9 protein-coding genes, 5 tRNA genes and 1 riboswitch are annotated in these 11,216 nt (G+C 73.1%); of the genes, 5 read left to right on the plus strand and 9 right to left on the minus strand.

The genetic code is table 11. The features are described from left to right. Nucleotides 1-100: 100 nt before the first annotated feature. The 5 genes from B100_RS0119470 to B100_RS0119490 form a co-directional block, all read right to left on the minus strand. A complete protein-coding gene (locus B100_RS0119470; RefSeq protein WP_024886113.1) occupies nt 101-1,111 on the minus strand; it encodes a M23 family metallopeptidase in 1,011 nt (336 codons plus the stop codon). 11 nt (nt 1,112-1,122) lie between these two features. Next, nucleotides 1,123-1,280, minus strand: a riboswitch (cyclic di-AMP (ydaO/yuaA leader). 314 nt (nt 1,281-1,594) lie between these two features. Next, a tRNA-Met gene (locus B100_RS0119475) sits at nt 1,595-1,668 on the minus strand. A gap of 64 nt (nt 1,669-1,732) precedes the next feature. Continuing rightward, a complete protein-coding gene (locus B100_RS0119480; RefSeq protein WP_024886114.1) occupies nt 1,733-2,866 on the minus strand; it encodes a dihydrofolate reductase family protein in 1,134 nt (377 codons plus the stop codon). A 111-nt stretch (nt 2,867-2,977) separates the two neighbouring features. After that, complete coding sequence (locus B100_RS0119485) at nt 2,978-3,637, minus strand: response regulator transcription factor (RefSeq protein ID WP_024886115.1); 660 nt, start codon at nt 3,635-3,637, stop codon at nt 2,978-2,980. Between the two features lie 30 nt (nt 3,638-3,667). Next, nucleotides 3,668-4,714 (minus strand): HAMP domain-containing sensor histidine kinase, encoded by a 1,047-nt coding sequence (locus tag B100_RS0119490; RefSeq protein ID WP_024886116.1) that lies wholly within the window; start codon nt 4,712-4,714, stop codon nt 3,668-3,670. Nucleotides 4,715-5,108: 394 nt separating this feature from the next. Between B100_RS0119490 and B100_RS34025 the strand changes: the two genes are divergently transcribed. After that, nucleotides 5,109-5,402, plus strand: a complete 294-nt coding sequence (locus B100_RS34025) for a DUF3040 domain-containing protein (RefSeq protein WP_051490021.1) — start codon at nt 5,109-5,111, stop codon at nt 5,400-5,402. A gap of 94 nt (nt 5,403-5,496) precedes the next feature. Here the strand turns inward: B100_RS34025 and B100_RS0119500 are convergent. From B100_RS0119500 to B100_RS0119515, 4 genes are all read right to left on the minus strand, one after another. Further along, a tRNA-Lys gene (locus tag B100_RS0119500) sits at nt 5,497-5,569 on the minus strand. A 153-nt stretch (nt 5,570-5,722) separates the two neighbouring features. Next, nucleotides 5,723-7,906 (minus strand): DEAD/DEAH box helicase, encoded by a 2,184-nt coding sequence (locus B100_RS0119505; RefSeq protein WP_024886117.1) that lies wholly within the window; start codon nt 7,904-7,906, stop codon nt 5,723-5,725. A gap of 246 nt (nt 7,907-8,152) precedes the next feature. After that, nucleotides 8,153-8,695: a hypothetical protein gene (locus B100_RS0119510; RefSeq protein ID WP_024886118.1), complete on the minus strand. Its 543-nt coding sequence runs from the start codon at nt 8,693-8,695 to the stop codon at nt 8,153-8,155. Between the two features lie 73 nt (nt 8,696-8,768). After that, nucleotides 8,769-9,119 (minus strand): metallopeptidase family protein, encoded by a 351-nt coding sequence (locus tag B100_RS0119515; RefSeq protein WP_024886119.1) that lies wholly within the window; start codon nt 9,117-9,119, stop codon nt 8,769-8,771. Between the two features lie 84 nt (nt 9,120-9,203). On the opposite strand from B100_RS0119515, the gene B100_RS0119520 reads away from it, so the two are divergent. The 4 genes from B100_RS0119520 to B100_RS0119535 all read left to right on the plus strand — a co-directional run bounded on the left by B100_RS0119520 (nt 9,204) and on the right by B100_RS0119535 (nt 11,200). Beyond that, complete coding sequence (locus B100_RS0119520) at nt 9,204-10,838, plus strand: metallophosphoesterase (protein WP_024886120.1); 1,635 nt, start codon at nt 9,204-9,206, stop codon at nt 10,836-10,838. A 79-nt stretch (nt 10,839-10,917) separates the two neighbouring features. Beyond that, nucleotides 10,918-10,990, plus strand: a tRNA-Glu gene (locus tag B100_RS0119525). 37 nt (nt 10,991-11,027) lie between these two features. Next, nucleotides 11,028-11,102 (plus strand) — tRNA-Asp (locus tag B100_RS0119530). A gap of 24 nt (nt 11,103-11,126) precedes the next feature. Continuing rightward, nucleotides 11,127-11,200: transfer RNA gene (locus B100_RS0119535), tRNA-Phe, on the plus strand. The last annotated feature ends 16 nt before the right edge of the window (nt 11,201-11,216 follow it).

An 11,216-nucleotide genomic window follows, 5' to 3' on the forward strand; every position in this document is an offset into this window, starting at 1 on the left:
CGCCCCGGACATGCGTGACCGGCAGCCCTGACGTCGGGGGGTCGTCGTCGGGACTGCCGGCGTTCACGGCGCGGACGGCCTGGACGCGGCCGCCGGTGGATCAGATGCTGAGGCCCTTGCCCGCCAGCCAGGCCGCCGGGTCGATGCCGGAGGAGGAGCCGCCGGTGTGGACCTCGAGGTGGAGGTGGGCGCCGGTGACGTTGCCGGTGGCGCCGACGCGGCCGATCACGTCGCCGGTGTTGACCTTCTGGCCGACGCTGACGTTGATCGACGACTGGTGGGCGTACCAGATCTCGGTGCCGTCGTCGAGGGTGAGCACGGTCTTGTAGCCGTAGGAGCCGTCCCAGCCCGCGGAGGTGATCGTGCCGGTGTGCACGGCCTTGATCAGCGTGCCCGTGGGGGCGGCGAAGTCGAGGCCGGTGTGGTAGCCGGAGGACCAGTAGGCGCCGGCCTGACCGAAGGTCGAGGTGATGGTGTACGAGGAGGTCGGCAGGGCGTACTGCTTGGCCAGCTCGGCGAGGCGCTCGGCCTCGGCCTTCTTCGCGGCCTCTTCCTCCGCCTTCTTCTTCGCCGCCTCGGCCTTCTCCTTGGCCTCCTTCTCCGCCTTGGCGGCCGCGTCGGCGGCCTCCTTCTCGGCGGCGGCGAGGGCGGCGGCCTCGGCCTTGCTCTGGGCCTGGCCCTGCTGCTGCTCGACCTGGGCCATGATGCGGGCGCGCAGCGCCTCACCGGCGTCGGCGGCACCCTCCTCGGTGTCGGCGCCGGTCATGCCGATGCTGCTGAGGGGGGTGGCCGAGCCCTTGGGCGTTTCCTCGTCGGAGATGAGGGAACCCACGTTGGGCAGGTCGGGCATGGAGATGGAGACGGGCGGCTTGCCGGTCTGGGCGCTGGCCATGCCGCCGGCGCCGACGGCGGCTATGACGCCGACGCCCAGGACGGTGGAGCTGCGGGCGACTCCGCCCCCGCGCTGCTTGGCGACGCGGTGCCGGCCGCGTACCGGGCGAACGGACTCCGCGGTGGGGTTCCACTCCTCGAAGGGACCCTCTTCGGCGCCGTAGGCGAAGGTGTCGCTCGGCTTGAACGGGGCCTCGGGGGCAGGCGGGTTGGACGCCACGTGGGCGCGCTCCTTTCCTTCCTTCTCGCCTACCGGGTTAGCTGACGGGTTCGGAGCAGGAAGGTCTCCTACGCGCGTATACGAGCCGTGTCTCCACGGCGGTATCCGCGTGATTCACCCCAAGGTGGTGGTTCCCCGGTTCCCTTGCGGGATTCGGCGCGTGCGCACGGAGCCGACTTCTGTGACGGCTGGGACGACCGCGCTGCGTTATCGAACGTTAATAGACCCGGGGGCCGGATTCCAAGCCGTTCCTCTTGATCATTAACGATTTCCGCCCGGACTTAAGCGCCACGAGCGGGCGAAAACGGGCGAGTTGACCGCGCCTCAGACGGCCGGCCGAACCTGATGGTTCGTCAGATGTTACGCGGTGAGACGCCACACGATCACGTTCGGTGACACATGACGGAACAGCACGCGGGAGCGGCGGAGGCCGGGAAACACCGAGGGCCGGAACCCTTTCGGATTCCGGCCCTCGGCCTTCAGTAGCGGGGACAGGATTTGAACCTGCGACCTCTGGGTTATGAGCCCAGCGAGCTACCGAGCTGCTCCACCCCGCGTCGTTGAACACAAGTGTACGGCATCATCGGGGCAGGTCGCACACCCCTCGGGCAGGGGCCGCGATCAGCGGCCCAGGAGATGCCCGTTCGGCGCCTTCGCCCGCTCCTCGTACTCCGGCAGCACCACCACGGTGGCGCCCCCGTCGGCCAGTACCGCGCTGCCGTCGGCGTCCGTCACGAACGTGTCCGGCTCCCGCCAGGCCGTGACCACCCGCCGCACCCCCGCGTCCAGGATCAGCCGCGCGCAGGGCGCCGGCCGGGACGCGCGGCGGGCGCAGGGTTCCAGGCTGGAGTAGACGGTCGCGCCGGCCAGCCGGGGGTCCAGGGGGTCGGTCTTGGCGAGCGCGGCCTCCTCGGCGTGCACCACGGGGTCGTCCCCCTCACGGGAGAACCCCCGCGCCAGCTCGGTGCCGTCGGCAGCGACCACGACCGCGCCCACGCTGAACGCGGTCCGTGAGGGCGGGCACCGCTCCGCCATCTCGCAGGNGNGGGCGAGCCAGTGGCGGTCGGCGGCGGACGGCAGCGCGCCGGTGCCGGGCGCGGTGGGCTCGTAGCGCGTCAGGACGACGTCGCCGACGGGCCGGGTCTCGACCAGGCGCAGCCGCCCGCCCTGGTAGGAGCCGGGACCGAACAGGCGGGGGGCGTCCGGGTCGCCGACGAACAGCGGGGCGAGGACCAGCTGAAGCTCGTCGGCGAGCCCCTGGGTGATCAGCTGGGTGTGGATCCGACCGCCGCCCTCCACCATCAGCCGCCGCACCCCCCGCGCGTCGTGCAGGTGCTCCAGCAGCCGCCGCCAGTCCAGTTCCGTGCCGAGCGGCACGACGTCGGCGGCGATGCCCAGGGCGTGGGCCCGCTCGGCGCCCTTGTCGGTGGTGTAAAGCACCTTCTCGCCGCCGGTGTGCCAGAAGTTGGCCGCCGGGTCCAGGTCGCCCGAACCGCTCACCGTGACCTTCGTCGGGTACTCGGGGCGGCCGTCCGTGACCCGGGCGGCCCGGCGCTCGGGCGAGTTGACCAGCAGGCGGGGGTTGTCGGCGCGGATCGTGCCGGCGCCGACCAGGATGGCGTCCACGGACGCCCGTACCTCGTCGACCCGGTCGAAGTCGGCCGGGCTCGACAGCAGCAGCCGCTCCGGGCCGGAGTCGTCCAGGTAGCCGTCGAGGGAGACGGCGGCGGACAGCAGGACGTACGGATGCGGCATCGGCGGGCTCTCCTGGCGCGGGACGGCGGCGGGACCGCTGCGCGGTCCGGCTCCAGTCTGGCAACCCGTGTGGCAGGGAGCCGACCGCGGCCCGGGCCCACGGGCCGCGGGTCAGGGCTCGATCAGGCCCACGCGGATGGCGTAGCGGGTCAGTTCCAGGCGGTCCCTGAGGCCGAGCTTGGCCAGCAGGTTGGCGCGGTGCCGCTCCACCGTCTTGGGGCTGATCACCAGCATGCTCGCGATCTGCTGCGAGGTGTGGCCCTCGGCCACGAGCTTGAGGATCTGCTCCTCGCGGTCGGTGATCGCCTTGGCGGGCAGGGAGCGGCCCTCCCGCGCGAGGTCGAGGTAGTTGTGGATGAGGGCGTTCACGGCCCCCGGATAGAGGAAGGGCTCGCCGCGCATCGTGGCGCGGCAGGCCTCGACGAGATCGCGGTCGGCGACCGACTTCAGGACGTAGCCCGAGGCGCCGGCGGCCAGCGCCTCGAAGAAGAACTGCTCGTTGTCGTACATGGTCAGCACGAGGATCCGGGTCTCCGGCAGGGTGCGGGAGAGCTCACGGGCCGCCTGCAGACCGGTCAGGCGCGGCATGGCGATGTCGAGGATGGCCAGGTCGGGGCGGTGCTCCCGGGCCAGTTCGAGGGCTTCGGCACCGTCGGCGGCCTCCGCCACCACGGTCAGATCCGGTTCGCCGTCCAGGATGAGTCGAACCCCCCGGCGGACCAGCGCGTGGTCGTCGGCGAGGAGGATGCGGGTGGGGGACGGGTCGGTCATGGTTCAGCGTTTCCGGTCGAGGGACATCGGTCACGGGGGCGGGGCGTGCGCGGGCGCGGACCGGCGCAGGACGGCGGGGGTTGTCGAGGGGGCGGACTCCCGCACGGGCCGTACGGGAACGGGGACGTGCGCGGGGAAACGCGCGGGGACGGGGACGGCCAGCCGCAGCTCCGTGCCGCCCCCGTGCCCGGGCTCCACGGTCAGGTCGGCGCCGACGAGCAGGGCCCGCTCGCGCATCCCGCGGATGCCGGCGCCCTCGTCCGCGCCGCCGATGCCCCGGCCGTCGTCACGGACGCGCAGCTCGACACCGCCGGGCGCGCGCCGCAGGGCCACCTCGGCCCGGCGCGCACCGGCGTGCCGGACGATGTTGGTGAGGCCCTCCTGGGCGACCCGGTAGAGCACCAGCTCGGACTCCCGGTCCAGCTCCGGCAGGTCGGGGTCGAGGCAGTGCTGCACACTCAGCCCCGGCCCGCCGAACTCGGTGGCGAGGGCCTTGAGGGCACTGGCCAGCCCCAGCTCGTCCAGCACGCCGGGGCGCAGCCGGCGGGCGATCCGCCGGATCTCCTCCAGGGAGTCCCGGGTGGTCTCCTGCACCTGGCGCAGTTCGTCACCGAGCCCGGCCGGTGCGTGGTCGGCGGCCCGCTTGAGCTGGAGCAGCACGGCGGTCAGCGACTGGCCGACCTCGTCGTGCAGCTCGCGGGCGATGCGGCGGCGCTCCGCCTCCTGCGCGGACAGCGCGCGGGCGCTGCTGGTGGCCCGCTCGTCCTCCAGCCGGTCGAGCATCGTGTTGTACGTGGTGATCAGCTCGGCGATCTCGCCGCGCCCGCCGACGGCCGGCCGGTGTCCCGGGCGCAGCAGGTCGGTGGTGGTCATGGCGCGGGTGAGGCGCTGCAGCGGGGCGAGCCCGACGCGCAGCAGCAGCGCGTTGGCGACGAGCATGGCGGCCAGCCCCACGGTCAGCACCGCGGCCTCGGTGAGCAGCACCGGGGTGGACACGGTGACGGGTCCGAGCAACAGGGCGGTGGCGACGATGAGCACGACGGCGTTCAGCAGGAAGATGCGCCAGAACAGAGGCACCCGGTTCCGCCTCCTCGCCGTCGTTGTGCTCACAAGGCCCCGACGGCCCGCGACCGGGGGCGCGGCGCGGGCCGTCACCGTCCAGCCTCCGCCTCCCGCCGGGGCGGCGCCATCGGTGGCAGTCCCCATTTTCCGGTCGTCCGCCGACCCGTGCCCCGCGTCTCCTGCGTACCGGCCCCCCATGAGGATGGGGCTCTCGACGGATGGCCCCGGGGGATGTCGCCGGGCGAGGGTGGAGGCACCGTACCGGGCGGGTGACGACGTCGGCGCACGGGCAAACTCCTTGAAACCGGCCCGAGTTCGCGGCAAGCCGGCGGTTCGCGCATGTCCCGGTGCTCGGAGCGACGGCCGTCGGCGGTGTGACCGGGCGGCCACCCCCTGGGAAGGAGGAGCCGTGCCCCAGTCCGACGACGACCGTCTGGTCGACCTCGCGGCCCGACTCGAACACGAGGACCCCCGTTTCGCCCGTTCCCTCGCCGCCGGCCGTCCGGCCCGTCCGCGCGAGTACCGGCGCGCCGGCGCCTGGTGGGTGCTGGTCGCCGGGCTGGTCATGCTGGTCGCGGGCATCGTCGTCCCCGACGGACTGCTCATCGCGGCGGGCCTCGTGACCAGCGGAATCGGCGTGCAGCTCATCGACCCCTACCGGCGCCCGGGCGAGGAGGACGTCCGCCGCCCGTCGCGTCACTGAACCGCCCCCGCGACGACGACGGCGCTCGTACCGGCCGGGCCGGTACGAGCGCCGTCTCGCGCGTCGGAGGGGGTGCGCCCCCTCCCGCGGGGAGTAGGCCCTGTGGGACTCGAACCCACAACCAATGGATTAAAAGTCCACTGCTCTGCCAATTGAGCTAAGGGCCCCTGGCGATGTTGCCTCCCCGAGCATAGCCGGACGCGGCCGGGGAGCCGATCGGGTATCGGGCAGGCGCGTGGCGGACACATGCCCCACACATGCGCGAGGGCCCGCGCGACGGAGTGTCGCGCGGGCCCTCGGGCTTGTCGGGTGAGGCGGTGTCAGCCGTTGCGCTTCCAGCGCGGCTTGTCCTCGCGGCGGCCGAAGGAGCCGCCACCACGGTGGTCGTCACGACGGCCGTTCGGGCGGTCGTGGCCGCTGGAGCGGAAGCCCGGGCGGTCGCCCTGACGGTCGCGGTTGAACGGGCGGTCGCTGCCCCGGTGGCCGGTCCGGTCGTCACGGCGGAAGCCGCCACGGTCGCCGCCCTCGCGGCGCTCGAAGGAACGCCCGCCACGGTCACCGCCGTCACGGCGCTCGAAGGTACGCCCACCACGGTCACCACGGTCGTCACGACGGAAACCGCCACGGTCGCCGCCCCGGTCACCACGGTCGTCACGGCGGAAGCCACCACGGTCGCCGTCACGGCGGTCGTCACGGCGGAAGCCACCGCGGTCGCCGCCCCGGTCACCACGGTCGTCACGGCGGAAGCCACCACGGTCGTCGCGACGCTCGAAGGAACGGCCGCCGCGGTCACGGTCACCACGGTTGAAGCCACCACGGTCGCCGCCGTCACGGCGCTCGAAGGAACGCCCACCACGGTCACCACGGTCGTCGCGACGGAAACCGCCACGGTCGCCGCCCCGGTCACCACGGTCGTCACGGCGGAAGCCACCACGGTCGTCCCGCTCGTCACGGCGCTCGCGCCGCTCGTACGGCGCCGCGGCCTCCGTGCGCTCGGTCCGCTCGACGTCCCGCGCGGTCGGCTGCTCCGGGAGGGTCACCTCGGCCTCGGCGGACGCCACGACGGCTGCCTCGGCCACCGCGGCCTGGGGGTCCTCGCCGCGCTCGCGGGCGGAACGGGCCAGCAGGCGGTCGGCCTCCTCGCGCAGCTCGGAGGCGCGGCGCTGGGCCCGCTCCAGCTCCTTGGTGAGCTGGGCGACCTCACGCTCGGCCTGCTGGGCGGCGTTGCCGGCCGACTCGGCCTGCACCTCGGTCATGGACCGGGCACCGGTGATCTCGGCGACCTCCGGGTCGAAGGCCGCGCCGCCCTGGATGATGTGGCGCGTGGCGTCGACGCCCGCGTCCTCCATCAGCCGGAAGATCTGGCGCCGCTGGTGCGGCAGGGACAGGGAGACGACCGTGCCGGTGCGGCCGGCACGCGCCGTGCGGCCCGCGCGGTGCAGGTAGTCCTTGTGGTCGCCGGCCGGGTCCACGTTGAGGACCAGGTCGATGCCGTCGACGTGGATGCCGCGGGCGGCGACGTCGGTGGCGACGAGGACGTTGACGTAGCCGTCCTTGAAGTCGGCCAGGGTGCGGGTGCGCGCGCCCTGGGTCATGCCGCCGTGCAGGGCCTCGGCCTTCGCTCCGGCGTCCCGCAGCTGCTCGGCGACGCGGTCGGCGCCGAGCTGGGTGCGGACGAAGATGATGGTGCGGCCCTTGCGGGAGGCGATGGCCGCGGTGACCGGCGCCTTGTCCTTGGGCTTCACGACGAGGATGTGGTGCGACATGGTCGTCACCGCGCCCTGGGCCGCGTCGACCTCGTGGAGGGCCGGGTCCTTGAGGTACCGGTCGACCAGGGTCTTGATCTCGTTCTCCATGGTGGCGGAGAACAGCATGCGCTGGCCGCCGGCCGGGACCTGGTCGAGCAGCTCGGTGACCTCGGGCAGAAAGCCCAGGTCGGACATCTGGTCGGCCTCGTCGAGGACCGCGATCTGCACGTTCTCCAGGGAGCAGGCGCCGCGGTTGATGATGTCGCGCAGGCGGCCGGGGGTGGCGACGAGGACGTCGACGCCGCGCTCGAGGGCGTAGATCTGGTTGCCCATGGAGGTGCCGCCGCAGACGACCTTCATCTTCAGGCCGAGGACGTCGCCGTAGGGCTGGAGGGCGTCGGCCACCTGCATGGCCAGCTCGCGGGTCGGCGTCAGGATGACGGCGCGCGGCTTGTGCTTCTCGGTGCGGCCGCCGGAGAGCTGCGCCAGCGCCGGCAGACCGAAGGAGAGGGTCTTGCCGGAGCCGGTGCGGCCGCGGCCGAGGATGTCCTTGCCGGCCAGGGCGTCCGGGATGGTCGCGGCCTGGATCGGGAAGGGGCTGGTCACGCCGTTCTGCGCGAGCTTGCGCACGACGCCCTCGGGCAGGCCGAGGTCGGCGAAGGTGAGTTCGGGGGCCGCCGCCTCGGTGGCGGCGGTGGTGTCGGTGTCCTCGGTGTTCTCGGGCACGACGACGTGATCAGTACTGGCGATGGGCATACGAATGCGAAACCTTCCGGAGTCTCTTCGGCACGCGCCCGTCAACTCCGTGATTCGCAGTTCGCAATTACGACCGCCTCAATGCGGTCCACCACGGCAAGGGAGAGAGTACGCGCCACACGGCGCGCTCTGCAGTGGCGCCGGGCAAATAGGATCAAACGATCTGCCACCATACGCACTCGGGCCCCTCGAATGCAAACTGGCAGGTGAGCGGGGTGCCGCTGAGCGGCGGGGCCGCTGACCAGGTTACGCCGGCGCGCCCGCTTTCGGGGCGGGCTCCCGCTGTGCCAGCTGGGTGTCGGGCGGCTGGTGGGCGGACGACGACGGCTCGGCCTGGGTCGGCTCGGGCGAGGGCCCCGGGTCGGGCTGCGTGGCGGAGGGCTGCGGGTCCGGTGTCCGGGTGGGCTCCGGCGGGTCGGGCCGGTCGTCGGGGGTGGGACGCGCGGGCTCGCCGGGCCCGCCGCCGGCCGGTGCGCTGCGGCTCGCCCCGGCGGACGGCCGCTCGCCGGACGGGGACGGCTCGGCGTCCTCACCCTTCTTCCGGCCCTTCCCGCGCTTGCCCTTCCCCTCGCCCCCGCGCTCGCCGTCGGCCGCCCCCGCCCCGTACCCGGCGCCGCCGCCCGACCGTGCGGCGGCGCCGTCCGGGGCCTCACCGCCCTGACGGCCCGCGGAGTGGGACGGACCGGCCTCCCCGCCGGCGCCGTCGTCACCCACGCTCACGCATCCGGCGGCAGCGGCTACGGCCAGGGCGGTGGCGGCCAGGCGGACGGGTACGTACAAGCGGCGCACGGGGCCACCTCCGGTTGGAGTACAGGGTCAACAACCCCAACTCCCGCCACCCGCAAGAAGACACGCGGACGGCCTATCCGTAGCCGAGCGCGTGCAGCCGGGCGTCGTCGATCCCGAAGTGGTGCGCGATCTCGTGCACCACCGTGATCTCGGTCTCGGCGACCACGTCCTCCCGGGACTCGCACATCCGCAGCGTCGGCCCCCGGTAGACGGTGATCCGGTCGGGCAGCACCCCGGCGTACCACTCGCCCCGCTCGGTCAGCGGCGTCCCCTCGTACAGCCCGAGCAGCTCCGGGTCGTCCGCCGGCGGCTCGTCCTCCACGAACACCGCGACGTTGTCCATGAGCCGCGTCAGCTCCGGCGGGATCCGGTCCAGCGCCTCGGCGACCAGCTCTTCGAACTCCTCGCGCGTCATCTCCAGCACGATGCCATTGTCGGGGACGATCGGTCCGTACGAGAGGCGGGCGACGCCCGCATATCCGGCCGCCCGTACGGGCATAGGGGATCAATGGCCCGCGTCCCGACTGCCGTCATGAACCTGTTCCACCGCGTCCCCCGGCTCCCGCAGGCCCTGACCCGTCGCCGCTCCACCCGTCCCCCGGCCGCACCGGCCGCCGCCCTCGGCCCGCGGCCGCGTCCCTGGGCGCGGGCCCTCGGGCTGGTCGCTGTGGTCCTCCTCGGCGCCTGGCTCGGCCTGCTCGTCGTCGGCAACGTCCGGGTGCCGGTCGGCCCCATGAACACCACCATGACCCTGCGGCCGTCCTTCACCGGCGGCACGAAGATCAACATCTCGCCGCTGGGCGCGCTCCAGCTCGACAGCCACATCGCCCCGGTACGCCTGGACGTCAACGTCGACCAGCTGGACCCCGAGCGCTCCCGGGCCCTGGTCGACCACCCGGAACGCCTCTCGGGCCTGCAGGACGAGGTCACGCAGGACATCGCCCGCGGCACCGCGGACCTCGCCGTGCGGTCCTGCGTCGCCGTCGTCACCGGCGCCGCCACACTCGGGCTGCTCGTCTACCGCCGCCCGCGCCGCGCCCTCGCCGCGGGGGGACTCGCCCTGGGCCTGCTGGCCGCGTCCGGCGGCACCGCGTACGCCACCTGGAACCCGGACTCGGTGCTGGAGCCGAAGTTCTCCGGGCTGCTGTCCTCGGCGCCCTCCCTGGTCGGCGACGCGCGCAGCATCGTGACCGAGTTCGACGTCTACCAGCAGGAGTTGGCCCGCCTCGTCACCAACGTGACCAAGCTCTACGACGCCACCTCCACGCTCCCCGTCTACCAGCCGGACCCGACCACCATCCGCGTCCTGCACGTCTCCGACATCCACCTCAACCCCGCGAGCTGGAAGATCATCGCCTCGCTGGTGGAGCAGTACCGGGTGGACGTGATCGTGGACTCGGGCGACACGATGGACCACGGCACGGCCGCCGAGAACGGCTTCCTGGACCCGGTCGAAAACCTCGGCGCCCCGTACGTCTGGGTGCGCGGCAACCACGACTCGCTCGTCACCCAGCGCTACCTGGAGCGCATGAAGAACGTGCACGTCCTCGACGACGGCCGGGCGACGACCGTCGCGGGCCTGCGCTTCGCGGGCACGGGCGATCCCCAGTTCACCCCCGACCGCACCCAGCGGACCGGCGCCGAGCAGTCCCAGGAGCTGGCGGGCGCCCGCCTCGCCTCCTCGATGCGGGACCAGCGCAGGGCGGGCACCCCCGTGGACGTCGCCGTCATCCACGAGCCCTCGGCGGCGCGGGAGGTCGACGGCACCGTGCCGCTGGTGCTCTCCGGGCACATCCACCGCGAGGAGTCCGAGGTCATGCGGTACGGCACCCGGCTGCGGGTCGAGGGGTCCACCGGCGGCAGCGGGCTGCGCGCGATCGAGGGCAAGTACCCCGACCCGATCGAGACGTCGATCCTCTACTTCGACCGGGACACCCGGCGCCTCCAGGCGTGGGACTCGATCGAACTCGGGGGTCTCGGCCTGACCACGGCGGAGGTCAGCCGGCACCTCCCCGAGGAGAACCAGCCGGGCGCGGGCACCTCCCCGTCGCCCTCCACAAGCCCGTCCGGCTCCCCCTCCGGCACCCCCTCGGGAAGCACCCCGTCGGCCCCCTCCGCCACGCCGTCACGACCCCGCCCCTAAACCGTTTTGGCGAACCATCCCGCCATCCCATATGCTTCTCACGTCCCCGACGCGCTGAGAAGCGCCAGGCGGGCCGATAGCCCTCATCGTCTAGCGGCCTAGGACGCCGCCCTTTCAAGGCGGTAGCACGGGTTCGAATCCCGTTGGGGGCACGCACCACCCTGTGCGACACTGTCGTACGACACGCTTGGTCCTGTGGAGCAGTTTGGAGTGCTCGCCACCCTGTCAAGGTGGAGGCCGCGGGTTCAAATCCCGTCAGGACCGCTGGTGTTTCACGTGAAACACCTCGGCTGGGTAGCTCAGTTGGTACGAGCGATCGCCTGAAAAGCGATAGGTCGCCGGTTCGACCCCGGCCCCAGCCACCGCAGACAAGGCCCC

This window comes from Streptomyces sp. CNH189, assembly GCF_000527195.1.